The organism is Paenibacillus sp. XY044 (genome assembly GCF_002257645.1).
In the GTDB taxonomy this organism is placed as follows: domain Bacteria; phylum Bacillota; class Bacilli; order Paenibacillales; family Paenibacillaceae; genus Paenibacillus_AQ.
Genome location: NZ_NQMO01000001.1, coordinates 160,335 through 186,835 on the forward strand (window position 1 = coordinate 160,335; position 26,501 = coordinate 186,835).

Consider the following 26,501-nt stretch of genomic DNA (forward strand, 5'->3'; position numbering starts at 1 on the left):
AAATAAAGGTTTATACGCTGTGTTCGTTCGTTATAGTCCGCGCTGGTTGGGGTAAGCATAAAAGGATGGAATTCCCCTACCGTTAACGTGAAAAAGGCAATGGGGGTATAAACGCAAATTGGGAGGATGACGAAAGATGGAACGCCTATGGTGGAAAGAAGCCGTCGTTTATCAGATCTATCCACGCAGCTTTAAAGACAGCAACGGCGACGGGGTCGGCGATATTCAAGGAATCGTGTCGAAGCTGGATTATTTGCAGGAACTGGGGGTGGACATCATATGGCTCTCTCCGGTCTACAAGTCGCCGAACGACGATAACGGTTACGATATCAGCGATTACTTCGACATTATGGACGAATTTGGTACGATGCACGATTGGACGCAGCTGCTGGATGGCCTGCACGTGCGCGGAATGAAATTGCTTATGGATCTAGTGGTTAACCATTCCTCGGATGAGCATGCCTGGTTTGCGGAATCCCGTTCATCCCGGGACAACCCCTATCGCGAATATTACATCTGGCACCCCGGCAAAGACGAGAATAGACCGCCGAACAACTGGAGGTCCTTTTTCAGCGGCTCTGCCTGGAAGTATGACGAAACGACCGGTGAGTATTATTTACACCTGTTTTCAAAGAAACAGCCCGATCTGAATTGGGACAACCCGAAGCTCCGGCATTCGGTGTACGATATGATGGCCTTTTGGCTGGATAAAGGGGTGGATGGCTTCCGCATGGACGTCATTAACCTGATTTCCAAGGCGCCGGGACTTCCGGACGACGGGGAGGCTGGACTTCGGGACGGCAGCCCCTATTTTATGAACGGGCTGCATGTGCATGAGTATTTGCGGGAGATGAACGAGCAGGTGCTGTCGAAATACGATGTGATGACGGTTGGAGAGACACCGGGCGTCTCGGTGGATGAAGCCCTGAAATATACCGGAACAGACAGACGGGAATTGCAAATGGTGTTTCAATTTGAGCACATGGACGTCGATGCAGGGGACGGTGACAAATGGACCGTGGTCCCTTGGACGCTGCAGAAGCTGCGTGACGTGCTGCATAAATGGCAGACCGGCCTGGCGGAAGACGGGTGGAACAGCTTGTATCTCAACAATCATGACCAGCCTCGGATGGTGTCGAGGTTTGGCAATGACGGGAAATACCGGGCTGAGTCGGCCAAAATGCTGGCCACCCTGCTGCACACCCTTAAAGGCACGCCTTACGTTTATCAGGGTGAGGAGCTGGGCATGACGAATATCAAATTTTCCAGCATCGATGACTATCGGGACATTGAAATTCTAAACATGTACGAGGAACGGGTCACGCAGGGAAATGCGGATCCGGGAACCATTATCGAAGCTATCCATACCAAGGGAAGGGACAATGCGAGAACCCCGATGCAGTGGAGCGCCGGGCCCAATGCCGGGTTTACGACAGGCACGCCGTGGATCCAGGTCAATCCCAATTACCTGGAAATCAATGCGGAAGCGGCGATGAGCGATCCGGATTCGGTTTTCCGTTATTATCAGCGGCTGATCGCATTGCGTAAGCAGAATCCCGTGATGGTGTACGGGGATTACCGGCTCCTGCTGGAAGATCATGAGCAAATATATGCGTATACCCGTACTTTGGACGAGATGATTTGGCTCGTCGCTTTGAATTTCTCAGAGTCGGCTGTGGTTTTTGACCTGGGCGGCGGGTACGTCGGCATGAAGCGGGAGCTGATCATCGCCAACTATCCCGAAGAGGGAATGGAATCCGGCCGGCTGCGGCCTTATGAAGCAAGAGTTTACCGGATCTCCCCTTGAACAAGTTAGTGCCCGTTTTGTCATCGGCTGCAGGATATGATATGTTCGTGCTAACATATAGGAGGTTAGTTAGCCATGAATGAACGTTTGAACCGGCAGATCGAATTTATCAGGGAAATCGACAAGCTGAAGACGATTTACCGCCAGTCATACCTGATGGACAAATCCCGGCACGAAAATGATGCGGAGCACACCTGGCATATTACGCTCATGGCCTGGCTGCTCGAGGAGCATTTGGATCAGCGGAAGGTAAACCTGCTTCGGGTAATGAAAATGCTGCTCGTGCACGATTTGGTTGAAATCGACGCAGGGGACACCTTTGCTTATGACGAGCAGGGCCAGGAAGGGAAATTCGAGCGGGAAATGGTCGCGGCCAAGCGGATTTTCGGCCTTCTGCCCGTGGATCAGCGGGATGAAATGCTGGCCCTGTGGCTCGAATTCGAGCAGCGGGAAACGTTGGAATCGCGTTATGCGGCAGCCATGGACCGGATCCAGCCGCTGCTTCACAATTACTTTACCGGGGGAAAAGCGTGGCAGGAACATGGAGTTTCCGCGGACCGTGTCCTAGCACGGATCGTTTTTTTACAGGAGGATCTTCCGGACCTGTATTCGCTGGTTCAACACTTGATCGACGACGCGGTCAAACAGGGATATCTCCGCTCCTGATGCTGAAAGAATAAGGGATTTTTCGGTATAGACGGTCTCTGCCATTGTGATAGAATGGTAGTAACTGCTAAGCGAACTGCTATCTACATATCACTTGCCTGAACGCAAAAAGGAGAGGGACTAAAGCGATGAAGCTGAGCCAAAATGATACATTACTCTTTATTGGAGATTCCATTACGGATTGCGGCCGCGTCCGGCCGGTTGGGGAAGGCGGCTTCGGCCAACTGGGCAGCGGCTACGTTGCACAGGTCGACGCGCTGCTGAGCGCAGTATACCCGCAGCTCAACATCCGTGTGCTGAATACGGGGATCGGCGGGGATACCGTCCGCCATTTGAAGAACCGCTGGGAGAGCGACGTGCTTGACCTGAAGCCGGACTGGCTCTCGATCATGATCGGAACCAACGATGTGTGGCGTCAATTCGATCGCCCGCAGAATCCGGATCAGCATGTGTATTTGGACGAATATGAAGCGACCTTGCGGGAACTAGTTGAGGCAACACGGCCAAAGCTGAAGGGACTCGTCTTGATGACTCCGTACTACCTCGATCCGAACGTGAACGATCCGATGCGTGCTACGATGGACGTGTATGGCGCTGTCGTCCAAAAAGTCGCCGCGGAATTCGACGCCATCTACGTCGACACGCAGGCCGCTTTCGATGCCTTGTCGGAGCATGTCTACCTGTCTTCGCTGGCCACGAACTGGGACCGAGTTCACCCGGGATCCCGCGGGCATATGACGCTGGCCAGGGAATTTTTGAAAGGGGTCGGCTTCAGCTGGTAATTTAATATTGAAAAAGTAGCCCTGCCTTCCGATAAATAGGTTGAGGTGATACGGATGGCCAAAAAGGGGCAAGTTTTTAGCTCATACAGCCTGGATACTAAACGGAAGGCCGTACATATGCGTCTTCAAGGGATGACCAAGAAAGAAGTGGCTGCCGCATTAGGCATCGCCGACATCGGCCGGTTAAAGGTATGGATGAGGAAATACCGCGAGCACGGGGAATCCGGGCTCATGGATCAACGAGGCCGCTCAAGGGAAACGCTGACAGCCGATCGACCCTTGGCGGAATCGGTTCAGCAATAAAATTTCGGGGAAGAAGCTCTGATTCGACGAGCTTCTTTTTTTTTTGCGAGAAAGGCCGGGCTGGAGTACATTTTGCAAATGGGTCTAGATTGTCCATACGTTTGTGCAAGGATAACATATGGATACAATAACCTTACATCCAGCCATATATGCCGCATAGGGAATACGAATGGAGGTGTTGTCAGTGCAAAGCCGGAGCGCAACGCACGCCAAAGGCATTGATGTGTCGCATTGGCAGGGCATCATCGATTGGAAGAAGGTCCGCGGCGCGGGATATTCATTTGCTTTTCTTAAAGCAACGGAGGGATCCCGGATCGTCGACGACCGCTTTCGGGCCAACGCGCAGGACGCCAGATCCGCGGGACTTCTCGTCGGGGCGTACCATTTTACCCGCGCGGCCACACCGGACGATGTCAAGAACGAATTGGATCATTTCCTTCAGGTGATCGAAAGTGCCGGGGGGCTGCCTGCGTTTAAACTGCCGTTTGTGTTGGATATCGAAACGAAGGAAGGCCAGACCAAGGCGCGGATCAGCCAGATCGTGAACACCTGGGGAACCCTGTTCAAGCAGCGGACTGGCAGAACTTTGATGATCTATACGTTTCCAAGCTTTATCGATTCTTATCTGGATTCGTCGCTTGGTGTTTACCCGCTGTGGTATGCCTATTTCAGCAGCGGCACGCCCGCCGACAAGGGAGGCTGGAAAGCCTGGGAATTTATCCAGTATACGAACAAGGGCAAAGTGCCGGGAATCAGCGGCGACGTCGACCTGAACGAGTATAAAGGAAGCGAGGCGGAAATAATGGCAGCATACAGCAACCAGACTCCAAACACCGGCACAGGAACTCCGCAATGGAAGGAGTCGGGAAGACAATGGCTCATCGACCAGGTGGGAATCAGTCCCGACTGGAAAGCCGAAGATCCGATCGATATCGGGACGCTGGGCAGCATTCTGCTCAAATACACCCAGAATGTCTCGGGCAAGAAGCAACCCTGATGGTGTAACCGTCCAATAAAATAGGCGTCGGCCCGCCTTAAAAATAGGTCTTTGACCAGACCATCGGGAGCGGGCTTTCATACCCTAAGAGTATGAAAACCGGAGGGAGGGAATGAAATGAGCGGAGTCGTTGGAGGTTATGGCTACGGCGTAAATCCTTTCGCATCTACAGGTGCAATTCTGGTCCTCTTTATTTTGTTGGTCATCATTACCCGTTCTTTCTGGATATAACGTCAACAGAAATAAAACTTTGCTCACCTGTGTTTGGCATTAGGCCGGAGACAGGTGATTCTCTTCAGGCTGTAAACTTCTGCACATCCTCTTTTTAGTGCGCATGATTCATTTTCAGGTGACCGGGTATTTGTACTCCAAGAGGTGATGAAATATGGAGAAGGAGTATAAGGATCGGCAGGAGCCTGTGAATCGTGATGAAAACGAAAGGCATGCCGGCATGGACCATCCGGAGCAGTATGCCACCGACCGAAAAAGCTTGTTCGACCGCTACGAAAGCGAACGCAACGTGGATCCGATCCCCGTGGAAGATTTAACTGAAAATATGAAGGATGAGCAGGATAAAGAGCATACCAAGGATTCATCCTCTAGTGAAAAGAAATATCGTCCGTGACTGTCCGGATTTTTCAGGAGATTGTTCCGGAAAAAGAAAAAGCGCAGGTTTTCCCGCTTAGATGGGACAAGCCTGCGCTTTACAATGCTCTGGGCTGCAGCGATTGCTTATGGTGCCTGGTGTTGGCTGATCTGGCTTCTATTTTTTAGAGTGAAGAAAAGATAACTTGCTTATCGTACTCCGCTTGCGAATATGCGGCTGATAGGCGCCATTCCTGCTTCGTGCTTATTCCTTGGCGCCCATCGTGATCAAATTGAGAAGCACCGTTACGGCACCAAGAATAATACTGGTCCATAATGCACTTGTATCTACGGAATAAACGAAAGGGAATACGATGAACCAAACTCCGGCGAGAAGCGAAATCCAATTTTGCCAGGAGCCCCAACCCGAACTGGAGAACGCCCACAAAGAGGCAATCAGCTGCACGGCACCGATAATGACGCTGGTCCACAACGCGCCGTTGTCGTCAGAGAATCCGAAAATCCAGGGAGCGATAATAAACCAAATGCCAATCAGAGCGACGATCGTGTTGTCTACGCTTCTGAGCTTCATACACACACCTCCGGTTATAAATTGCCAACATCAGGATACGTAAAAATCATATGCAAATAATTCCAGATCATGACCTGCGGCCTAAATTAACATCCGGCAGTCAGCAGAGCATTAGAAACCGGTCGCTTGCGGGCGCGTTCCTATCCGGTATTAAAAGACATTCTAACGCCTCCCATTCTCAAATATGGAAACAGCGTATGCCGGAAGGCGAAAATCGTGATAGATGCCCTGTGAAATGGGCGCAGAACCAGTAACCAAACAGACATCAAAAATTAATATTGGCATAATGCTGTTTTAATGTTTCATTCACAATTGGTTTGTATATTTATATATATAACCCCCTTTGATATATAGTACGGAATGGACCCTGACGGCCTAGCGCTGTGGCAGGGTCATTTTTTTTGCCAACAATAAAAACACCAAAAGATTCCTTGTGATGAAATAGATGAGTGGCTGCACACTGCATAGGGGATATCCCATTTGGGAAACTTACGATTGAAGTCTTATAACTGGAGGTGAAAACGATGAAGAAGCGTATCGCTGCAGCTCTGCTTACAGCCTGTATTTCCATGAGTGTCTCCGTACCCGCTTTCGCGTATGGTCATGGCACCGGTACAGTCAATGGAACAACCGGAACGACGGGAACTACAGGAACATACAACACGACAGGTACCTATGGTACCAACAGCACGAACGGAACCTATGGCACCAACGGTATGAACAATACTTACGGCACCTACGGTACCAACGGGTACACGACGAACGGCATCCGTGCCAACGCAGCAACCACCACCAACAACACAGGTTGGGGATGGCTTGGACTTCTGGGTCTGCTTGGATTGATTGGACTTCGCGGCAGAAACCGGGAGCATTCTTAAGCGCGTTTCAGATTCACATGTTATCGATAATAAGCACCCTTGCAGATTCATATGTCTGTGGGGTGCTTTTTAAATATATGGACATGCAGTCAAGGTCCATAAGGGAATTCATAAGCGCTTTGGGTCAAATAAAATTGGGCGCCCCTTGCGGGACGCCCTCATGGGAGAGGAGAAACCGGACGAAGAGCTTATGGGGAAACGTAAGCTTACTCCGCGGTTGTCTACGACATTCGTTTGATGTCGATAATTTAAGCATTCCCAGGCACAGGTTTTTTATACATTGCTTTTCCAAAAAAGATGAGAAATCCCTAAAGCACCATTTTTCAAACTTGCGGGGATTGTGGTACGATATCGTCATAATTGCGTATTCCGCAAAATTCGATATCCGTCGCGATATTAGGTCGCGATTTGACCTCATAAGGATGGCGAAAAAAGCGGAATATGGACAAGATCAAGTGAAACCGCGGTTTCATCGATAGAATGGGTGAAAAGCAAGTGAGAGTAGTTTCGGGAAGCGCAAAGGGCAGGCCGCTGAAGGCGGTTCCGGGCATGGGTACCCGGCCGACGACCGACAAGGTCAAAGAAGCGATTTTCAGCATGATCGGACCTTATTTTGACGGAGGGACCGTTCTCGATTTATTTGCGGGCACCGGAGGACTGGCGATCGAGGCGCTCAGCCGGGGGATGGAACGGGCGGTGCTCGTTGACATGGATCCAAAGAGCATAGAGACGATCCGGGCGAACCTCAAAGCGACCAAGCTGGAGGGACAGGCGGAAGTGTACCGGAACGATGCGGTTCGTGCGCTGAAAGCTTTGGAAAAGCGGGGGCTGGTCCTTGACGCTGTTTTTCTGGATCCGCCTTACCGGATGAAAAACGGGGACGAGCTCATGCTCCATCTGCAGGACAAGCAAATGCTGCGGCAGCGCGCGGTCGTGGTGCTCGAGCATGAGTCGGGGTACGAATACCCTGCCGAGTTTGGCTCATTTACATGCATCCGGCATGCGGTGTACGGTGAAACGGCCGTATCCATCTATAGATACGAAGACCATACAGCGGATTCGACAGATGATGATCCGCGGCAGGAGGGGCAAGATGAGTGAAACAAATAACAAGCAGCGCATTGCCGTATATCCGGGCAGCTTCGATCCGGTAACCATGGGGCATCTCGACATTATCCAGCGTGCCGCGAAGCAGTTCGACGTGCTGATCGTTGCCGTGCTCAACAACCGGAGCAAAAACCCGCTGTTTACGGTGGAGGAACGAATGGATTTGATCCGGCAGGTGACCGGGCATATCCCGAATATCGAAGTGGACAGCTTCCGTGACCTGACGGCCAACTATGTGCGGCAAAAAAATGCCCAGGCCATTATGCGCGGCATCCGCTCCGTCACCGATTTTGAATATGAGATGCAGATGGCGTCGACCAATCATAAGCTGAACCCGGAGGCGGAGACCGTTTTTATGATGACAAATCCGAAGTACTCCTATCTCAGCTCAAGCATCGTCAAAGAGATCGCCGCCTATCATGGAGACGTGACAGACCTGGTTCCGCCGGAAGTGGAGAAGGCGCTGCGCAGCAAATTTTAACGCCGGACCGTTCGGGAGCGCCGGGGAACGATGATCAAAAGGACGACCAAAGCGCCTAGAATGGAGGCGAGAAGGAGTCCTTGCCATTTCAGCACCTGCGGCATCAGCAGCCAGAAGTCCTCTACCGGGTCACGGCTGCCGCTAGCTAGGCCGCTATCGGAATAAACGGGATGAATCCGGCCCGATAAAGCGGCGAGCGGAGCCCAGGACAACCATGTAAGCGCAAAGCCATACACGCCGTGAAGAATCCGGGTCCAGACCATGGGCGCAATCGGAGCGCCGGTTTTCCGGATCAGGGAAATCGATTGCATCAGGGCGCTGATGCCGCTGAATCCGAGGAGAGCGGAAAGAAGGGACCATTGCAGCGCACCGGAAGCAAACGCAGCGGCGCTGATGTCCCGTGCTCCCAAATGGACCTCGAACAGGCCGGACAACGCGTAATCCGGGATCGAAAGCTTAGCGGTCGTGATCCTGCTGACAATTTGAATGATAACGGAGAAAATAATGATGTAGCCGCCGATCATCATCAGCACTTGAACGGCATGCGTGACGGAATCGCCCAGCAGCCGGCCGAAGCTGCGCCCGTCTTTGGCGCGGGCTTCTTCCGCAGCATGAAGCACGCGGGAGAACAAGGAGGCAGGTCTGCCTTTCAGCCGCTCACGGGGCTTGTCTGACACAGGGTCGGTCCCTTTCGCTTTACCGCGCCGCTGGACCGTCATATAGGCCAGGATGCCGGCGATCCAGTGAACGGCGATCAAGCCGTATCCCATGACCGGATCGTGCATCAGACCGGTAGCGACGACAACGAGTATCATCACCGGATTGCAAAAGTGGGATAAGGCCGCGAGCCTGCCCGCTTCTTCGGGCTGAAGGCTGCCCTGGGCATGAAGCTGCTGAACCGCCTGGGCTCCGCCCGGAAAACCGGTCGTCAGCCCCATGGCCATGACCCATCCGCCGGTGCCGGGCAGCCGGAACAGCTTCTTCATCAGCGGCTCCAGAAAGGCGCCGAGGGCGTTCACCCAGCCATACGCAATCAGAATTTCCGACAGGACGAGAAAAGGCAGGAGCCCGGGAAATACGATTTTCCACCACAGGTTCAGACCTTGAAGGGAAGCCTGAAACGCGGGGGCGGGAGAACTGACGATTCCGGCCACAAGGGCGGCCGCGCACGTTCCCAGTATAAGCGTCATGGCTTTGGGAGAAGGACGATGCGTCGTTTTTTTCATGATTTTCACCTCTTAAGAGTAAACATAGCTAGTACCCAATCTATGCGGGGAAGACAACCATAAGACCAGGGAGCAGGGATGGGAATGAAAGAAGGCAACAATATGAACCGGCCGCGCAGAAGAGAGGGCATGCGCCTTCTGCTGTACATTTTCGTGGTGGCGGTCATGGTGTACGTGTGTGTTTATATGCCGACGCCATATATTATTTATCAGCCGGGAAGCGCCAACGAGGTGAAGCCGATGCTGTCGATCGCCAAGGGGGATACGGAGGAGCGCGGGACCTTCATGATGACGACGGTGGCTGCGAGTTACGCCAATATCGCTATGCTCGTCATGTCCGTGTTCAATCCGAACGATGAGGTTGACAAGAAGCAGGCAAGACTCGGGGACTTGAGCGAGGATGAATATGCGGCGGAGCAGGTCTACATGATGAGCGATTCCCAATCCTCCGCCATGGAGGCTGCTTACAGGGAAGCCAAGGTGCCGTTTAGCATCGTTCCCGAGTACTTGTTTGTGTTTTCGACGCCGGACGACTCGGTGAACAACAAATACTTCCAGCCCGGGGACCGCATTGAGGAAATCAACGGCAAACCCGTCACCGATAATACGCTGCTCGCGGACATTTTGAAAACGAAGAGCGTCGGGGATGAAGTCACCGTCAAGCTGCTTCGGAGCGGCAAACCGCTGGAAGAGAAGCTGAAGCTGATTCCAATCAAGGATCAGAAAACGGGAGCCACCCGGGCCGGACTCGGTGTGACCATTGCTACGATGCAGACGGTCAAGACCAAGGACCCGGGCCATCAGGTCAAGTTCAAGGATACGCGTATCGGAGGGCCGTCCGCCGGCCTCATGTTCTCGATGGAAATCGTGAACCAGCTGACGCCTGGCGATCTGACCAAGGGATACCGTGTTGCGGGCACAGGCACGATTGACAAGAATGGAACCGTTGGCGCGATCGGAGGCGTTCAGCATAAGATTGTCGCGGCGGACCGGGAGAAGGCGGACATTTTCTTCGTGCCGAAGGATAACTATAACGAGGCGAAAGCCAAAGCCGATCAAATTAAAACAAAAATGAAGCTGGTTCAGGTCAGCACCCTCGAGCAGGCGATGGACTATATGAACCAGCTGAAGGCTAAATCATGACCGGCGGCTGCATATAGTCGCGGTACCAATCGTCCGGCGACGGCGCAGCGTACGCGTTCGCATACGCTGCCGCCGCCCGAAGGTCCAGATCAAGCTGATCATGGACGAAGGAGGACGGCTTCATTACCACGGGTAAGGAGGCCGTCTTTTTCATTTGCTTGAGCAGGGCCTGTCCCGCCTTATTAAATCCCAGGACCCTTAAATAGCCGGGACCCTCCGCAAGACGCGCAGGAGCAAGCTGCTCCTTGGTATGCCGAAGCAAAATGTGCACCAGCATCCGCTGCAGCTTTGTATGGGTATAGCGCTTCGTCTTTAAAGCGGCGAGCAGCCCTGCCACACCGACGCTAGTCAGTGCCGGGAGAAGCCTGCTCAGGCGGTGCTCCAGCCCTTCCGTCACCTCGTGCAGGGCTGCGAGCTGCTCCGGAGGCGTGGTGAGCAGCAGGTGCAGAAGCGGCTGACGGAACGACTCCCAGGTGATCGGCCCGCGCCCGGCGGCAAATTCCCGCTTCAAAATGGCGAGCGTGGAGGCCGGCACGTACGGCGCGGCCTCTTCGGGGGACGGGCCGAGCAGCATGCGGCGCACAGCGGTGGCGCTGGCTATCGCCTTATGCCCCGGCACCTCGTCGTGATATTCCGCATGGATGCGCGGAATGGTGTACGGGCGCATGCGGCTGCCAATGCGCTCAAGCGCGATCAAATAATGCAGGCCGAGCGTATGGTTCGGCTTATGGAGCAGCTGGAGAATACCCTCCTTCCAGCCGGCGCTTCCCGCCAAAGATTCGGCGGCCGCCGCGTAGGCGGAAGGATAGCTCATCCCTTGGCCCAAATAGTGGGCGATATGGCCTTGAAGCTCTTCGCTCTCATGCGCCAGCATGTGCGCCAGCGGCTGCAGCAGCTCCAGCGTTCCGCTTTCGGTTCCGAAGCAGACGCTGTCGACGATGCCGGTGGCGTTCAGCAGCGCAACCGCTCCGTAGGCAAACCATTCGGCGGGCTGAACGGCATATGCGACCGGCAGCTCGATCACCAGGTCGGCGCCCATGGCCAGCGCCATTTCGGCGCGGGCGTATTTGCTGACGATCCCCGGTTCCCCCCGCTGAAGGAACGGTCCGCTCAGCACCGCGACAGCCTGCTCGGCACCCGTTACTTCCTTGGCTCTGGTATAATGGTGGACGTGACCGTTATGTAAAGGATTATATTCGACAATCAGGCCGACTGCGGACATGGTCTTCAGCTCCATCGTTTCATTTTGGGCACCCGTGGTTAACGGCTGTTATAAAATATATCATAAAACGAATGGCATTCAGTCACAATAAGGGGGAAACGTAAGGTCAAGGTGAAACTATTGACAAAGTTCCCTGGAAATCGGTATAATAATTTTTGTTTGTTTGGAGTGATGTATATGCACTTTCAATTTAGAAAAATGGCAGCCAGCAGCGAGCCGCTGCAGCTCCGTCAGCAAGTGGATGTAAGTCCGCTGCTTAAAGGACTGGGTGACATGAAGGCGGATGGACCGCTTACGGCGGAACTAACAGCCTCTTATGTCGGTCCGGATACAGTGGATGTTCAAGGCGAGTTATCCGTACAGCTGGACATGTCCTGTTCACGCTGTCTGACACCGGTGCATGAACATTTGGATATTCCATTCCACGAGCAGTTCAAGCTTAAGAAGCAGCCTGAGGAAGCTGAGGACGAAGACGATGAAACCATTTATGTGGACAACGAGACTGTGGAGCTCGTCCCTTATGTGGAGGAATCCTTTATCCTGAATCTTCCGATGACCGTGGTGTGCAAGGAATCCTGCAAAGGCCTGTGCCCTACGTGCGGAAGAGACTTGAACGAAGGCGCCTGCAGTTGTAACAATGAAGTAGTAGACCCACGGCTTGCAGCGCTAAAAGACTTTTTCAAATGAGCATGAATGCATTCCTCCGGGACCTACGGGAAACCGGTTGATTGAAATAAGGAGGTGGGAACATGGCAGTACCTCAACGGAGAACGTCCAAGACACGTCGTGACAAGCGTCGTACTCACTTTAAACTGGCAGTGCCGGGCATGGTGAAATGTGAACAATGCGGAGAATTGAAGCTTGCTCACCACGTATGCAAAGTGTGCGGAACGTATAAATCAAGAGAAATCATTTCGCAGTAATGCCAAAAACAATCAAGTAGTACTTCATCTTTGGTGAGGTGCTATTTTTTTTGTCACTTTCTTTTTGACCCGTCATGCTTTATACTACATTAGTACCAGGTTCTAATGAAAACTGTCCGGATTGATTCTTTTTTCCTGTGAATTCTATTGACGAACTTCATAGATTGTTCGTGTTCCACATTCATGGACGGACGAGACATGACAGGGAGGTGCCTCACATCGAACGGTTGCCTAAGAAGCAGCGACATCAGCAGCTTTTGAAGATTATCGAACAAAACCCGTTTGTGACTGACCGTGAACTGACGCGGGAGCTGAAGGTCAGCATTCAGACAATCCGGCTTGACCGGATGGAGTTAGGCATCCCGGAACTGCGGGAACGTATGAAGCAGATGGCAGAACACTCCTATGATCAGGTTCGCTCCTTGTCGCTTGATGAGGTTGTCGGGGATGTCGTGGATTTGCAGCTGGATAAGAGCGGCATTTCCATTTTTGAAATCCGGGAGGAACATGTGTTTTCCCGAAACCATATCGCCCGCGGACACTATGTGTTCGCCCAGGCCAACTCGCTGGCGGTCGCTCTCATTAACGACGAGATCGCCTTGACCGCATCGGCGGACATCCGATTTTTGCGGCAGGTTCATCTGGGAGAGAAATGCATCGCCAAAGCCTACGTCCGGTCCATGCCCGGCCAGAAGGGCAAGGCCAAGGTTGAGGTGTTCACGTATGTGGGCGAGGAAATGGTATTCCAGGGGAACTTTCTGATATACAGATCGACGGGCGAGGACAACAGTGAAGGAGGAGTACAGTATGCGGATCGCCATTGATGCCATGGGTGGTGACCAGGCGCCGGAATGCAACGTGGAAGGAGCTTTGGCCGCTGCCGCCGAATGGAAAGATACGCAGATCATTCTTGTCGGGGACGAGCAGCGATTACAGCCGCTTCTGAAGCAAAGCGGAGGGCCAATTCCCTCTAATTTGACGGTTCATCATGCGGGTGAGGTGATCGAAGCCGAGGATGAGCCGGTCAAAGCCGTCCGGCGCAAGAAGGATGCTTCCATGGTCGTGGCGGGACGGATGCTGAAGGAGAAGCAGGCGGAAGCCATGATCTCGGCAGGCAATACGGGAGCTTTGATGACGACCGGGCTGCTCGTTGTCGGACGGATGGAAGGAATTGAGCGTCCGGCTCTGGCCCCGATTATCCCGACTCTTGACGAAGCCGGCGTCCTGGCTCTGGATCTTGGCGCGAATATGGACGCTAAGCCTGAGCATTTGGCGCAGTATGCGTTGATGGGCAGCCTTTATCGCGAGAAGGTTATGGGCGTGAAGAACCCCCGGGTCGGCCTGCTGAACGTAGGCACTGAAGCAGGGAAGGGGAACGAGCTCACCAAGCTGGCGTTCCCGCTGCTGCAGGAGCTTCCGATCAACTTCATTGGCAACGTGGAGGCCCGGGATATTATGATCGGGAACTGCGACGTCCTCGTGTGCGACGGATTTGCCGGCAACATTTTGCTGAAGGCCGTGGAAGGTACGGCCGGAGCGATGTTCAAGCTGCTGCGGGAGCAGTTCAGCCAGAATATGCGCAGCAAGCTTGGCGCCGCCCTGCTCATGCCCCAGCTGCGCAATTTGAAAGGCAAGCTGGATTATAAGGAGCATGGGGGAGCGCCGCTCCTCGGTCTGAGCGGACTCGTCGTCAAGAGCCACGGCTCGGCTGATGGCAACGCCATCAAAAATGCGGTCCGTCAGGCCCGCGTTGCACTGCAGAATCAACTGGTTGAGAGTATATCCAAGGAAATCAGCGGGAAGTGAGTGACAAGAGAATGGAAAAATTACGTTCAGTAGGCATCATCGGCACAGGCAAATACGTTCCTGAGAAAATATTAACCAACAGCGATCTGGAAAAGATGGTAGAGACGAACGACGAATGGATCGTCTCTCGAACCGGGATCCGCGAGCGGCATATCGCTTCTCCGGAACAAGCGACTTCGGACCTGTGTTATGAAGCGGCCCTGAAGGCGTTGGAGTCCGCCGGGATGTCGGCTGAAGAGCTGGACCTGATCATTGTCGCAACCATCACCCCGGATACGTTCTTTCCGTCCACGGCCTGCATACTGCAGGACAAGCTCGGCGCCAAGCAAGCTGCCGCATTCGATCTGTCCGCTGCCTGCTCGGGCTTCGTCTACGGCCTGGCGACGGCAAGCAACTTTATCAAGACCGGCATGTATAACAATGCTTTGGTTATCGGTGCGGACACGCTGTCGCGGATTACGGACTATACCGACCGCAACACCTGCGTGCTGTTCGGGGACGGCGCAGGAGCCGTCATCCTGGGCGAAGTTCCCGAAGGCCGGGGATTTCAGTCCTTCGACCTCGGAGCCGAGGGCGCCGGCGGTACCCTTCTGAAGCTGGAAGCAGGCGGTTCCAGACTGCCGGCGTCGCAGGAGACCCTCGAAGGCAAGAAGCACTATATTTATATGAACGGACGTGAAGTGTTCAAATTTGCGGTCCGCGTCATGAATACGGCCACGGAAGACGTGCTGCGCAAGGCCGGCAAGACGAAGGAAGACATTGACCTGTTCGTGCCGCACCAAGCGAACATCCGCATTATTCAATCCGCCATGGAGCGTCTGGATCTGTCGCCGGATAAATGCGTCATCAACGTGGATAAGTACGCCAATACGTCGGCGGCCTCCATTCCGCTCGCGCTGGTAGAAGCAGCAGAGGAAGGCCGGATGAAGGAAGGCGACTGCGTGCTGATGGTTGGCTTCGGCGGGGGATTGACCTGGGGCGCATCCGTGCTGATTTGGTAATCATCTCATTCATCTCATTCATCTTATTTGAATTATGAATGGATCGCTTTGTAAGTTATGAATTGGGCTTATTCAAGCGAATAGAATAGAAGCTTTGCATCAAGAAGCATACGAGAGGAGCCTGAGCAATGGGAAAGGTTGCGTTTGTGTTTCCCGGACAAGGGGCCCAATCCGTCGGAATGGGTAAAGATTTCTATGACGCGGTTCCCGCTTCCCGCCGTATTTTCGAGAGTGCGGACGAGGTGCTGGGATTCCCGATGACGAATATGATTTTTGAGGGGCCGGACAGCGAGCTGAAGAAGACTTTCAATACGCAGCCGGCGCTGCTGACTGCCAGCGTTGCCGCGTTTGAAACCGTTCGCGAACAAGGCATCACTCCTGACTTTGTCGCCGGACACAGCTTGGGCGAGTACAGCGCCCTGGTGGCCTCCGGCGTGCTGAGCTTCGAGGATGCGGTAGGAACGGTAAGGGCGCGCGGCGAATTTATGGAGCAGGCGCTTCCGGGCGGACAAGGGGCCATGGCCGCCGTGCTCGGCGCTGAGCGTGAAGCGCTGGCCGAGCTGTGCCGCAGCATCACGGCCGGAGGGCATCTCGTGGAGCTGGCCAACCTGAACTGCCCGGGGCAGATCGTCGTCTCCGGCTCGAAGGAGGGCGTCGCCCTTGTAGGCGAGCGCGTGAAGGAAGCCGGCGGAAAAAGAGCGATTCCGCTCGAAGTGAGCGGACCATTCCATTCTTCGCTGATGAAATCGGCTGCCGAGAAGCTGGGCGAGAAGCTGCAGCCGCTTCACTTTAACGAACCGGCCATTCCGGTAATCGCGAACGTGACGGCGCGTCCGGCAGCGTCTGCCGGGGACATCCGCGGGCTGCTGGTGGAGCAGGTATACTCACCCGTGCTGTGGGAGGATACGGTGACCTACCTCGTTTCCCAAGGGGTGCATACGTTTGTCGAGATCGGGCCCGGAAACGTCCTGACCGGTTTGATCAAAAAGACGGATAAATCCGTCAAGCTGATTAACGTTAGCAGCCTGGACAGCCTGGAGACGCTCAAGGCCAGTCTTGAACAATGATTACGCAATAAACTTTGGGTATACTCTAGGAAAGGAGGAATGGGCATGTCTAAACCTTTACAGGGACAGACAGCACTCGTTACCGGCGGTTCCCGCGGCATTGGCCGCAGCATCGCGATTGCACTGGCCGAGGCCGGAGCGAACGTAGCCGTCAACTATTCGGGCAGCGAGGCCGCCGCCAAGGAGGTCGCGGAGCAAATCCGTGCGCTTGGCGTGGAGGCGATCACCGTCCAAGGCAATGTTGGTAAAAGCGGACAGGCAGAGGATCTCGTTAAAGAGGTCGTTGCAGCCTGGGGTAAGATCGATATTTTGGTAAATAATGCAGGGATTACCCGAGATAATTTGCTGATGCGGATGAAAGAAGAAGAATTCGATCAGGTGATCGAAACGAATCTGAAGGGCGTGTTCAACTGCTTGAAGGCGGTCAGCCGCCCGATGATGAAGCAGCGTTACGGCCGGATCATCAACATTTCTTCGGTCGTCGGCGTTCTGGGCAACGCCGGGCAGGCCAATTACGTCGCCGCCAAAGCGGGGGTAATTGGCCTAACCAAATCGTCTGCGCGTGAGCTTGCCTCGCGCGGCATCACTGTAAACTGTGTCGCTCCAGGTTTTATCGATACCGATATGACACGCGAGCTGCCTGAGGACCTTCGGGCGAAGATGCTGGAAGACATTCCGCTCTCCCGCCTCGGACAGCCTGAAGAAATTGCCAAAGTCGTGGTTTTCCTAGCGACGGAAGGGGCATCCTACATGACAGGGCAGACGCTTCATGTGGATGGCGGCATGTACATGTAATACAGCAAATCTAGGAAAAACAGCGAGATAACCGTTTTCATTTGCTTCTATGGCATTTTGAAATCATTTCTCGTATAATACCAAAGAGGAGGTGAACCGGATGTCCGATGTATTGGAGCGTGTAAAACGCATTGTCGTCGATCGCTTGGGTGCAGACGAAGCCGAGGTTACACTGGAAGCATCTTTTAAAGATGATCTTGGTGCTGATTCTCTCGACGTTGTTGAACTGGTGATGGAATTGGAAGATGAATTCGATCTGGAAATCTCTGATGAAGATGCAGAGAAAATTACGACCGTAGGTGAAGTTGTAAACTACATACAATCTCATACCTAAGTCATTTGTTAAGTCCCGTACTGCTCTTACAGGCGGGACTTCTCCTCATTTTCCAAGTGAATCGGCTTTACAAATAGGATGATTGAATTTGCAGATGCTGTCTATATAGAGGTGAACTTATTTGATGCACAGAGTGGTTGTTACCGGGATGGGCGTTGTCACGTCTTTGGGCCACGATTTGGACACTTTCTGGAATAACCTGATGGAAGGCAAATCCGGTGTGTCCCAGATCGAATCCTTTGATGTCACCGACTATCCAACACAGATTGCCGCTTCGGTGAAAGATTTTGATCCCGAGGCGTTTATGGACCGGAAGGAAGCGCGCAAGATGGACCGATTCGTCCAGCTAGCCGTTGTCGCCGGCAAATCGGCCCTTGAGCACAGCGGGCTGGATATTCAGAAGCACTCCGACGCAAACCGGGTGGGCGTATCCATCGGTTCCGGCATCGGCGGTCTCGGCACGTGGGAAGATCAGCATAATGTTTTGCTGGAGAAGGGACCGAAACGGGTCAGCCCGTTCTTCATTCCGATGATGATTGCGAACATGGCCTCCGGCCAATTGTCGATCATGCTGGGTGCCAAAGGCCCGAACACGACGCCGGTGACGGCGTGTGCGACCGGATCGCACGCCATTGGCGACTCGTACAAGCTGATTCAGCGCGGCGATGCCGACGTGATGATCTGCGGCGGAGCCGAAGCGACGATCCGGCCGACGGGAATGGCTGGCTTCTGCGCGATGCGCGCCATGTCCACCCGCAATGATGAACCGGAGAAAGCGAGCCGTCCGTTTGACATCGGCCGTGACGGTTTCGTAATGGGTGAAGGTGCCGGGATTCTGGTCCTGGAATCGCTGGAGCATGCGCAAAAACGCGGAGCCAACATTATCGCCGAAGTGATCGGCTACGGGCTGAGCGGCGATGCGCACCACATGACCGAACCGGATCCGGACGGACCGGCACGCTGTATGGCCATGGCGTTGCGCGATGCGGACATTCAGCCGGAGGACGTGGACTACATCAACGCACACGGCACATCGACGCCGGTAGGCGACCGATCCGAGACGATCGCGATCAAGAAAGCGCTGGGAGACCACGCATACAAGGTTGCGGTAAGCTCGACCAAATCGATGACGGGCCACCTGCTTGGAGCGGCTGGCGGCGTTGAAGCGGTCATTTGCGGCTTGTCGCTGCAGAACCAGATGATTGCGCCAACCATTAACTTGGACAACCCGGATCCGGAATGCGATCTGGATTATGTTCCGAACGTTGCACGAAAGGCTGATTTGGACGTTGTCATGTCTAACTCTTTCGGATTCGGCGGCCACAACGCCACTGTAATCCTGAAGAAATTCGAGCAGTAAGGGGACGATTTGTTGAGTGGAGATCTGAAGCAGTTACAACAGAAACTTCAAATCCAATTTCACAATCGGCTGCTGTTGAAGCAGGCTTTTACCCACGCTTCCTACGTCAATGAGCACCGTTTCAGCCAGCAGCAGGATAACGAGCGCCTGGAATTTTTGGGCGACGCCGTGCTGGAGCTGACGGTTTCCGAGTATTTGTACAACCTGTTTCCGAACCGACCCGAAGGAGAGCTGACCAAGCTGCGTGCGGCGATCGTCTGTGAACCGTCGCTGGTGAAATTTGCCGAGAAGCTGGAATTCGGGCAGTACGTTCTGCTGGGAAAAGGTGAAGAGCTGACCGGTGGGAGAACCCGCCCTGCCCTGCTCGCGGACGTGTTTGAATCGTTTGTGGGAGCGCTGTACCTCGATCAGGGCCTGGAAGCGGCGCGTGCGTTTCTGGATCGCTACGTATTTCCGCTCCTGGAAGAGGGCGGCAAGGTGCACATGAGCGATTTCAAGACGGAGCTGCAGGAGCTGACGCAGCACCATAACATGGGTGTTCTGGAGTACCGGATTGTGGAGGAACGCGGTCCGGCGCACGAACGAGAGTTTGTCTCCGAGGTGTATATGGGGAATGAGCGTGTGGGAAGAGGATCGGGCCGCTCGAAGAAAGAAGCGGAGCAGCAGGCTGCGGCCGAAGCGCTGAAGCAGTTGAAGCTGGCCGGTAACGGCTCCCTGTAAAGCATGGACAAACAAAGAGCAAAGAGCAGTCGCCTCTCGGGTGGATGGCAGGAAGAGCCTTCAGACTGCTTTTTGCTCTTTATTCATTGGGAATATGCTTGTCCTCGCAAGCTGCGATGATGTGGTATTATTAGGTTCAGAGGTGATTGAGGGAATATGTTTTTAAAACGGATCGAATTAGCCGGTTTCAAATCGTTTGCCGATAAAACGGAAATGGAATTTGTCCGCGGGATTACGGCTGTCGTCGGTCCCAACGGCAGCGGCAAGAGCAACATTTCCGACGGCATCCGCTGGGTGCTCGGGGAACAGAGCGCCAAGTCGCTGCGCGGGGGCAAGATGGAGGATATTATCTTTGCGGGAAGCGATGCGCGCAAAGCCGTCAATTTCGGCGAGGTGTCGCTGACCCTGGATAATGAGGATCATGCCCTGTCCCTCGATTTCAACGAGGTGACCGTGACGCGCCGCGTCCACCGCAGCGGGGACAGCGAATATTTTATCAACAAGCAGTCCTGTCGCCTGAAGGACATCACGGAGCTGTTCATGGATACAGGCATCGGCAAAGAGGCATATTCCATTATCGGTCAGGGCCGGATTGAGGAAATATTAAGCACCCGGTCCGAAGACCGCAGAGGTATTTTTGAAGAGGCATCGGGCATCGTTAAATATAAATCTCGCAAAAAGGACGCCGTCCGCAAGCTGGATGAGACCGAGCAGAATTTGGTTCGGATCCATGATCTGGTCGTCGAGCTGGAGGATCAGATCGGCCCGCTGAAGGAGCAGTCCGAGAAGGCGATTCACTACAAGCAGCTGCGGGAGCAGCTGAAGCATAAGGAAATTTCGCTCTACGTGTACCAGATCGAGCAGATCCACGCCGCCTGGAGCGAAGCCAACGCCAAGCTGGCCGTGCTGCAGGAAGAACAGCTTCAGCTGTCCACCGTCGTATCGGCGCATGACGCCAAGCTTGAGAGCGATCGCGCCCAGCTCCGCAAGCTGGAGGAAGAAGTGGAGACCCTGCAGGGCGACCTGCTTCAGTACAGCGAAGCTTATGAAAAAAGCGAGGGCTATGCGGAAGTGCTCCGCGAACGCAAGCGGAACCTGGAAGCCAACCGGGAGCAGCTGGCCGGGTCGCTCACGGCCGGGGACGAGAGATTCGAGGACCGCAGGGCGGAAATCGACCTGCTGAAGTCGAAGCTGGAAGCTTCGCGGGAGGAGCTGAAGGCGCTCCGGGATCAGCTGTCGGCCGAGGAATCGAAACTGGCCGGCGTGACCGGAGGCATCAGCCAGCAGCAGGAAGAAACGTTAAAAGGGACGCTGCTGGAGCTGATGAACCAAATGGCGCAGACCCGCAACGAGATCCGCTATACGGATCAGCAGCAGGAGGCGCTGTCCCGCCGGATGAACCGTGCCGCGGAGGAGACCGGCAAGTGGGAAACCCAGAAGGAGGATCTGCAGAAGCGCAAGCAGCAGCTGGATACGGCCATCGAGAAGCTGGGCGGGGAGATCCGCGAGCTGCGCGGCGGATACATAAGCGAGAGCGAGCGGTATCAATCGCTGCAGCGGCTTCTGGACGAGAGCCAGGGAACGCTCCGCAAATGGGAGCAAAAGCGCGAAGCGCAGGTATCCCGCCGGGATACGATGAAGGAGATGGCCGATGATTTTGACGGCTTTATGCTGGGCGTCAAGGAAGTGCTGAAAGCGTCCCGGCGCTCCATCCTGTCCGGTGTGCACGGGGCCGTGGCCGAGCTCATCCGCGTGCCTGAGAAGCTGGAGCTGGCGATGGAAACCGCGCTCGGCGCTTCCCTTCAGCACATCGTCATGGATAATGAAGCGGTCTCGCGCCAGGCGATCTCTTTCCTGAAGCAGCGGCAGCTCGGCCGCGCGACCTTCCTGCCGTTGGAAGTCATCCGCCCCCGCAACATATCGGCCGGTGACCGCTCGATGGTGGAAGGCGTGGAAGGTTTCGTCGGCATCGGGGCCGACCTGGTGCAGTTCGAAGGCCGGTATGCTCCGGTCGTCGGCAGCCTGCTCGGCAACGTCATTATCGCGGAGAGCCTGGAAGTGGCGAACCGGATTGCCGCCAGATGCCAATACCGCTACAGGGTTGTCACGCTGGAAGGCGACGTCGTCAATGCCGGCGGTTCGATGACGGGCGGCAGCCAGCATAAGAAAAACAGCAGCCTGCTCGGCCGTAAGCGCCAGCTCGACCAGCTCGATCAGGAAATTGCCGATACGGAGGTCCAGCTGCGCAAGCTCCGCCAGAGCATTCAGGAGGTCAAGGTTCAGCTGACGGAAACGCAGACCAAGCTGGACGAGCTGCGCCAGTCCGGCGACGAGAAGCGGATCGAGGAGCAGCGCTTGTCCAGCGACCTGAAGCAGCTGGAGCATGAGCTCCGGCACGTGCTGGAGCAGGCGGAAGTGGCTGATCAGGAGAAGACCGGCTTTAACGAGGAGAACAAGCAGCTCGAGGAAGCCCGGGCAAATGCCGTGAAGAAGCTGGCCGAGCTGGAGGAAGAAGAAAAGGCGACGCATCAGGCCATCCATGCTGCCGAATTCGCCCGCAAGGCGAGTGAATCGGCGAAGGAGGAGCTGCAGAGCCAGCTGACCCAGCTCAAGGTGAGGGAAGGCAAGCTGGATCAGGAATGCTTCTCCTTGGAGGAGCAGTTGAAGCGAATGCAAAGCGAATTCAATTCGCATGATAAAGAGCTGCGCCAAACGAAGACGCTGCTCGCTTCGATCGAAGCGGATCTGGAGACCAACACGAAGGAATCCATCCAGCAGATCGAAGATTTGAACCGGTACCGGCTCAAGAAAGAACAGACATCCGAGCAGTTGGACTTCAAGCGGGCGGCCCGGACGCAGCTGTCAAAGAAGCTGGAGCTGGAAGAAAGCGAGACGAAAGAGCAGCGGACGCGCCTTAAGGCGGTGGAGGATCAGCTGCGCCAGACCGAAATCGGTGTGAACCGGCTTGATGTGGAGCTGGAGAACATCCTCAAGAAACTCAGCGAAGATTATGAGCTGAGCTACGAGCTGGCCAAGCAGCGTTATCCGATTCCAGAGGACGTGCCTGCCGTTCAGACCGAGGTGCGCGAGCTCAAGCGGGGCATCACCGCGCTGGGCGACGTCAACCTCGGCGCGATCGAGGAATACCAACGGGTAAACGAGCGGTACGAATTCCTGAATGAACAGAAGCAGGACCTGGTGGAAGCGAAGACGACGCTCTACGAGGTCATCCGCGAAATGGACGACGAAATGTCGAAGCGGTTCAAGCATACCTTTGATGCCATCCGCCGCGAGTTCGGCACTGTCTTCGTGAAGCTGTTCGGCGGAGGCCGGGCGGATCTGGTGCTGCTGGATCCGGAGCATCTGCTCGAGACCGGCATCGACATTGTGGCCCAGCCCCCGGGCAAAAAGCTGCAGAACCTGCAGCTGCTCTCCGGCGGGGAAAGGGCGCTGACGGCGATGGCGCTGCTGTTTGCGATTTTGCAGGTCAAGCCGGTGCCGTTCTGCGTACTGGACGAGGTCGAAGCGGCGCTCGACGAGGCGAACGTAACACGGTTCGCGCAGTATCTCCGTGAGTTTTCCGAACAGACCCAGTTTATCGTCGTGACCCACCGCAAGGGAACGATGGAAGAAGCCGACGTTCTGTACGGGGTCACCATGGAAGAGGGCGGCGTATCGAAGCTGGTGTCCGTGCGGCTGGAAGACGAAGAAGCGGAAATTGCCTAAGCATAATCAACCCCAAGAGATGGAGGAGACCTATGAGCTTTTTCAGAAAGCTGAGAGAGAGCATTTCAAACAAAACCGAGTCCGTAACGAAGCAGTTCCGGGACGGATTGGAAAAAACGCGCAAAGGATTCGTGGAGCGGGTCACCGACCTGATGACGCGCCGAAAAAAGATCGACGAGGAGTTCTATGAGGAGCTCGAGGAAATTCTGATCGGTGCCGATGTCGGCGTGAACACGGTCATGGAGCTGATTGAAGATCTGCGCGCCGAAGTGAAGAAGCAGCGGATCGAAAACGCGGTGGAGCTGCAGCCGATCCTTTCGCAGAAATTGATGGAGCTGCTGCGCGGCGATGACGACAATGCGCTCCGGATGAACGAAGACGGCATTACCGTTATCCTGTTTGTCGGGGTCAACGGCGTCGGCAAGACGACGACGATCGGCAAGCTCGCCCACCGCTTTAAGCAGGAAGGCAAAAAGGTGCTTCTTGCCGCCGGCGATACCTTCCGTGCCGGGGCGATCGAGCAGCTCGAAGTGTGGGGCGAACGCGCAGGCGTAGAGGTCATCAAACAGCATGCCGGCTCCGACCCGGCCGCGGTCATGTTTGACGCGGTTCAGGCCGCCAAGCAGCGCCAGGCGGATGTGCTGATCTGCGACACGGCGGGACGCCTGCAGAACAAAACCAACCTGATGGAAGAGCTGAACAAAATTTTCCGCGTCATTCAGCGGGAAATTCCCGGCGCTCCGCATGAGGTGCTGATGGTGCTCGACGCGACAACCGGCCAGAACGCTCTCAGCCAGGCCAAGCTGTTCGGGGAGAAGAGCGGGGTCACGGGTCTTGTTCTGACGAAGCTCGACGGCACAGCCAAGGGCGGCATCGTAGTGGCGATCCGTCAGGAGCTCAACCTTCCGGTGAAGCTGGTTGGCCTTGGCGAGAAGGTGGGGGACCTGCAGCCGTTTGATTCCCAGCAGTTTGTGCATGCGCTGTTCGCCGGCCTGATCCAGGAGCAGGAGTTGGAAGGCGAAGCGCAGGATGAAACGCAGCTTTGATCCACGTTAGCAGGGACGCGCAAAGAAAAAAAAGAAGGATGGCATTATGCCATCCTTCTTTTTTTGAATGCGCCAAGCGCATGATCTTGGCCTTGCCGCATCTTTTTCTGTCATATAAAGCAATCGGACTTACCGGCCTTGAGGGTCACCGTCAAGAGCCGGTGCCCGGTACCTTTGCCCGGTACCTTTGTTAACCCGTCAGCACTCTGACAAACTCGACCGACCGCAGCGGCACGATGGCCACGTCGCCCGGAGGACCGTACATGACCGGCGGAACCTTCAGCATCAGCGAAGCGTCGTTTACCGAGATGAGTGTGCCGGTGATCATGTCGCCGGGAGTCATGACTTCCACCTCCGAGCCCGTGAAGCCGCGAACCAAATCTTTGAAATCCATGGTCGTTCTCCTTTCGATTTGCTTATATTTTCATAGGTTACTGGACCGAAGTAATCCGGCTGAACGGAATGATCAGAAGATCGCCACCGCTTTCTCGGAGTTCGACCGCATCTTCTGCTACCGTCAGCACGACGCCATGCAGGGAAGTGCTGGCCGTATCCACCCGTACGTCGCTGCCGACCTTGCTGATGAAGTAGGCGTGCAGCTCAGGATTGTCCGTGATGCCCGTCATGACTTCTTCTTCCAGTCTCGCAACGCGGTCCGCCAGCGACTCCAGTTCCTCGATCCGTCTGGCGAGCCGTCTGATTTCCGCCTTGACCTCTTTCCATTCCCACAAATGCTCATTCAGCTTCGCTTCAATCTGATGAACATCATCCTTCACGTGATGCAGCTCATGGCTAAGATGCAAAATCTGATCATGCAGCTGTCTGATCCGGATTTTCCAGTGCTTATGATTCCAGAAAAACGTCATGGCACCCATTCTCCTCCTTAAATTAAATGGCGGTTGTTTTCCTGCAAGGGAGACATTATCGATAAGACTCCATTTCCTCCTTAAGCCGATGAAGCTGATGCAGGCTTTCCCGCTCCGCCCGGCGGATCGCTTTCTCCTGCAGTTTCACTTCCTTCGGGCTTTCCTTCAGAAACGCATCGACTCGGCTTTGCAGTTCCTCGTAAGGCAGTTTGAAATCGCAGTAGTACTTTTTCATACCGAACGCATCGAGCAGGCTCTCGACCTTGCGCATCTGGCTCAGGGCGAACACCGGTTTTCCGGCGCGCAGCGCGGCCAGGGCGGGGTGGAGCTTGTAGGTGATCAAGTAATCGACCGATTGGATATAGCTGTACGTCAGATCCAATTCCATCAGCATGGGCAGCGTTTCGGCGGATGCCCCCGGGAGGGCCTCCTTGATCCGGGAAAGCATTCGCTGGCAGACCGCAAGGTCAGAGTAAATATTGGTAGGGTGGTTGATCACGGGGATGAGCACAAGGTGGTAACCCTGCCGGATCAGGTGGAGCGACAGCTGCAGCATATTTTCAAGCGGGAACGAGGGGTAAGCAAACAGGCACATCCCGATGGTCGGCCGGCTGGAGAATCGTTTGACCGGGTAGGAAGGTTCCCTGTAGGCAAATACAATGTCGTGAGCCTGCTGAACATGCTGATGAAAGCCGGCTCTTTCGGCAATATCAGCCGAACGGCTGTCCCGAAATACGGCCATTTGCGCCGTGCGGATATAAGCTCTGTATTTGGCAACCTGTTCCGCGGGCCAGCTGGATGCCGGGTAGTTGTCCACGACGCCGACGCCGTACAGCCATTTGGGATGGTCCTTGAGCGCATCCGGAAAATAATAAGGGTTAAACGAATACGGGGTGATCAAGTCCCCGCCTCCGATAATGACACGGTCGGTTTGCTCTGGATCGAGACGGCTGGTCCACGGGTACACGACATGGCCTTCGAATACCTGCTGCAGCGTTCTCAGAAACAGATCGTCACCGAAGTTTCCCATGCCGTAATAACCGCATGCTCCAATCTTCAATGCTAAAC

Annotated in this window: 29 protein-coding genes; 23 read left to right on the forward strand and 6 right to left on the reverse strand. The window is 54.8% G+C overall.

The window, feature by feature from the left end; genetic code table 11:
• Positions 1 to 136: 136 nt before the first annotated feature.
• From CJP46_RS00735 to CJP46_RS00760, 7 genes are all read left to right on the forward strand, one after another.
• Positions 137 to 1,807 carry a glycoside hydrolase family 13 protein gene (locus CJP46_RS00735; RefSeq protein WP_094593708.1) on the forward strand — a complete coding sequence of 557 codons (1,671 nt, stop codon included), beginning with the start codon at positions 137 to 139 and terminating at the stop codon, positions 1,805 to 1,807.
• A gap of 75 nt (positions 1,808 to 1,882) precedes the next feature.
• Positions 1,883 to 2,473 carry an HD domain-containing protein gene (locus tag CJP46_RS00740; RefSeq protein WP_094593709.1) on the forward strand — a complete coding sequence of 197 codons (591 nt, stop codon included), beginning with the start codon at positions 1,883 to 1,885 and terminating at the stop codon, positions 2,471 to 2,473.
• Between the two features lie 128 nt (positions 2,474 to 2,601).
• Positions 2,602 to 3,255 (forward strand): SGNH/GDSL hydrolase family protein, encoded by a 654-nt coding sequence (locus tag CJP46_RS00745; RefSeq protein WP_094593710.1) that lies wholly within the window; start codon positions 2,602 to 2,604, stop codon positions 3,253 to 3,255.
• A 54-nt stretch (positions 3,256 to 3,309) separates the two neighbouring features.
• Positions 3,310 to 3,558, forward strand: coding sequence for a helix-turn-helix domain-containing protein (locus tag CJP46_RS00750; protein ID WP_094593711.1), 249 nt, complete (start codon positions 3,310 to 3,312; stop codon positions 3,556 to 3,558).
• A gap of 184 nt (positions 3,559 to 3,742) precedes the next feature.
• Entirely contained in the window at positions 3,743 to 4,555 is an 813-nt protein-coding gene (locus CJP46_RS00755) for a glycoside hydrolase family 25 protein (protein WP_179280981.1), read from the forward strand.
• A gap of 117 nt (positions 4,556 to 4,672) precedes the next feature.
• A complete protein-coding gene (locus tag CJP46_RS36820; RefSeq protein WP_218831019.1) occupies positions 4,673 to 4,786 on the forward strand; it encodes a YjcZ family sporulation protein in 114 nt (37 codons plus the stop codon).
• 154 nt (positions 4,787 to 4,940) lie between these two features.
• Positions 4,941 to 5,180 carry a hypothetical protein gene (locus CJP46_RS00760; protein ID WP_094593713.1) on the forward strand — a complete coding sequence of 80 codons (240 nt, stop codon included), beginning with the start codon at positions 4,941 to 4,943 and terminating at the stop codon, positions 5,178 to 5,180.
• A 225-nt stretch (positions 5,181 to 5,405) separates the two neighbouring features.
• On the opposite strand, the gene CJP46_RS00765 is transcribed toward CJP46_RS00760, so the two are convergent.
• Positions 5,406 to 5,732 carry an SPW repeat protein gene (locus CJP46_RS00765; RefSeq protein WP_094593714.1) on the reverse strand — a complete coding sequence of 109 codons (327 nt, stop codon included), beginning with the start codon at positions 5,730 to 5,732 and terminating at the stop codon, positions 5,406 to 5,408.
• Positions 5,733 to 6,256: 524 nt separating this feature from the next.
• On the opposite strand from CJP46_RS00765, the gene CJP46_RS00770 reads away from it, so the two are divergent.
• The 3 genes from CJP46_RS00770 (at position 6,257) to coaD (ending at position 8,198) form a co-directional block, all read left to right on the forward strand.
• Positions 6,257 to 6,610 (forward strand): WGxxGxxG family protein, encoded by a 354-nt coding sequence (locus CJP46_RS00770; RefSeq protein WP_094593715.1) that lies wholly within the window; start codon positions 6,257 to 6,259, stop codon positions 6,608 to 6,610.
• A 495-nt stretch (positions 6,611 to 7,105) separates the two neighbouring features.
• Positions 7,106 to 7,711: a 16S rRNA (guanine(966)-N(2))-methyltransferase RsmD gene (rsmD, locus tag CJP46_RS00775; protein ID WP_094593716.1), complete on the forward strand. Its 606-nt coding sequence runs from the start codon at positions 7,106 to 7,108 to the stop codon at positions 7,709 to 7,711.
• The gene (gene coaD, locus CJP46_RS00780) at positions 7,704 to 8,198 is read left to right on the forward strand and encodes a pantetheine-phosphate adenylyltransferase (protein WP_094593717.1); all 495 of its coding nucleotides are present in this window, start codon (positions 7,704 to 7,706) and stop codon (positions 8,196 to 8,198) included. The genes rsmD and coaD overlap by 8 nt, the downstream gene beginning before the upstream one ends.
• Here the strand turns inward: coaD and CJP46_RS00785 are convergent.
• Positions 8,195 to 9,424, reverse strand: coding sequence for a nucleoside recognition domain-containing protein (locus CJP46_RS00785; RefSeq protein WP_094593718.1), 1,230 nt, complete (start codon positions 9,422 to 9,424; stop codon positions 8,195 to 8,197). The genes coaD and CJP46_RS00785 overlap by 4 nt on opposite strands.
• Before the next feature lie 102 nt (positions 9,425 to 9,526).
• On the opposite strand from CJP46_RS00785, the gene CJP46_RS00790 reads away from it, so the two are divergent.
• On the forward strand, positions 9,527 to 10,567 hold the full coding sequence (locus CJP46_RS00790) for a SepM family pheromone-processing serine protease (protein WP_094595004.1): 1,041 nt from the start codon (positions 9,527 to 9,529) through the stop codon (positions 10,565 to 10,567).
• On the opposite strand, the gene CJP46_RS00795 is transcribed toward CJP46_RS00790, so the two are convergent.
• Positions 10,557 to 11,789, reverse strand: coding sequence for a nucleotidyltransferase (locus CJP46_RS00795; RefSeq protein ID WP_094593719.1), 1,233 nt, complete (start codon positions 11,787 to 11,789; stop codon positions 10,557 to 10,559). The genes CJP46_RS00790 and CJP46_RS00795 overlap by 11 nt on opposite strands.
• Positions 11,790 to 11,966: 177 nt before the next feature.
• Between CJP46_RS00795 and CJP46_RS00800 the strand changes: the two genes are divergently transcribed.
• From CJP46_RS00800 to ftsY, 12 genes are all read left to right on the forward strand, one after another.
• Complete coding sequence (locus tag CJP46_RS00800; RefSeq protein ID WP_094593720.1) at positions 11,967 to 12,476, forward strand: YceD family protein; 510 nt, start codon at positions 11,967 to 11,969, stop codon at positions 12,474 to 12,476.
• A gap of 62 nt (positions 12,477 to 12,538) precedes the next feature.
• Positions 12,539 to 12,712 (forward strand): 50S ribosomal protein L32, encoded by a 174-nt coding sequence (gene rpmF, locus CJP46_RS00805; protein WP_036645943.1) that lies wholly within the window; start codon positions 12,539 to 12,541, stop codon positions 12,710 to 12,712.
• 227 nt (positions 12,713 to 12,939) lie between these two features.
• Complete coding sequence (fapR, locus tag CJP46_RS00810) at positions 12,940 to 13,536, forward strand: transcription factor FapR (protein ID WP_094593721.1); 597 nt, start codon at positions 12,940 to 12,942, stop codon at positions 13,534 to 13,536.
• Positions 13,520 to 14,518 (forward strand): phosphate acyltransferase PlsX, encoded by a 999-nt coding sequence (plsX, locus tag CJP46_RS00815; protein ID WP_094593722.1) that lies wholly within the window; start codon positions 13,520 to 13,522, stop codon positions 14,516 to 14,518. The genes fapR and plsX overlap by 17 nt, the downstream gene beginning before the upstream one ends.
• A gap of 11 nt (positions 14,519 to 14,529) precedes the next feature.
• Positions 14,530 to 15,519 carry a beta-ketoacyl-ACP synthase III gene (locus CJP46_RS00820; protein ID WP_143812902.1) on the forward strand — a complete coding sequence of 330 codons (990 nt, stop codon included), beginning with the start codon at positions 14,530 to 14,532 and terminating at the stop codon, positions 15,517 to 15,519.
• A 128-nt stretch (positions 15,520 to 15,647) separates the two neighbouring features.
• Positions 15,648 to 16,586, forward strand: a complete 939-nt coding sequence (gene fabD, locus CJP46_RS00825) for an ACP S-malonyltransferase (protein WP_094593724.1) — start codon at positions 15,648 to 15,650, stop codon at positions 16,584 to 16,586.
• A gap of 45 nt (positions 16,587 to 16,631) precedes the next feature.
• Positions 16,632 to 17,381, forward strand: a complete 750-nt coding sequence (fabG, locus tag CJP46_RS00830; RefSeq protein ID WP_094593725.1) for a 3-oxoacyl-ACP reductase FabG — start codon at positions 16,632 to 16,634, stop codon at positions 17,379 to 17,381.
• A 100-nt stretch (positions 17,382 to 17,481) separates the two neighbouring features.
• Positions 17,482 to 17,715, forward strand: a complete 234-nt coding sequence (gene acpP / locus CJP46_RS00835; RefSeq protein ID WP_019638123.1) for an acyl carrier protein — start codon at positions 17,482 to 17,484, stop codon at positions 17,713 to 17,715.
• A 121-nt stretch (positions 17,716 to 17,836) separates the two neighbouring features.
• On the forward strand, positions 17,837 to 19,075 hold the full coding sequence (gene fabF / locus CJP46_RS00840; protein ID WP_094593726.1) for a beta-ketoacyl-ACP synthase II: 1,239 nt from the start codon (positions 17,837 to 17,839) through the stop codon (positions 19,073 to 19,075).
• A 12-nt stretch (positions 19,076 to 19,087) separates the two neighbouring features.
• Complete coding sequence (gene rnc, locus CJP46_RS00845) at positions 19,088 to 19,795, forward strand: ribonuclease III (protein WP_094593727.1); 708 nt, start codon at positions 19,088 to 19,090, stop codon at positions 19,793 to 19,795.
• A gap of 156 nt (positions 19,796 to 19,951) precedes the next feature.
• Positions 19,952 to 23,521, forward strand: a complete 3,570-nt coding sequence (smc, locus tag CJP46_RS00850) for a chromosome segregation protein SMC (protein WP_094593728.1) — start codon at positions 19,952 to 19,954, stop codon at positions 23,519 to 23,521.
• Positions 23,522 to 23,553: 32 nt separating this feature from the next.
• Positions 23,554 to 24,567, forward strand: coding sequence for a signal recognition particle-docking protein FtsY (ftsY, locus tag CJP46_RS00855; RefSeq protein ID WP_094593729.1), 1,014 nt, complete (start codon positions 23,554 to 23,556; stop codon positions 24,565 to 24,567).
• A 190-nt stretch (positions 24,568 to 24,757) separates the two neighbouring features.
• Here the strand turns inward: ftsY and CJP46_RS00860 are convergent, their stop codons facing one another.
• From CJP46_RS00860 to CJP46_RS00870, 3 genes are read right to left on the reverse strand one after another with little or no spacing between them, the layout of a single operon-like run.
• Positions 24,758 to 24,961, reverse strand: coding sequence for a hypothetical protein (locus tag CJP46_RS00860; protein ID WP_094593730.1), 204 nt, complete (start codon positions 24,959 to 24,961; stop codon positions 24,758 to 24,760).
• Positions 24,962 to 24,998: 37 nt separating this feature from the next.
• On the reverse strand, positions 24,999 to 25,433 hold the full coding sequence (locus tag CJP46_RS00865) for a hypothetical protein (RefSeq protein ID WP_094593731.1): 435 nt from the start codon (positions 25,431 to 25,433) through the stop codon (positions 24,999 to 25,001).
• Between the two features lie 55 nt (positions 25,434 to 25,488).
• Positions 25,489 to 26,493 (reverse strand): polysaccharide pyruvyl transferase family protein, encoded by a 1,005-nt coding sequence (locus tag CJP46_RS00870; protein ID WP_094593732.1) that lies wholly within the window; start codon positions 26,491 to 26,493, stop codon positions 25,489 to 25,491.
• Positions 26,494 to 26,501 lie beyond the last annotated feature (8 nt).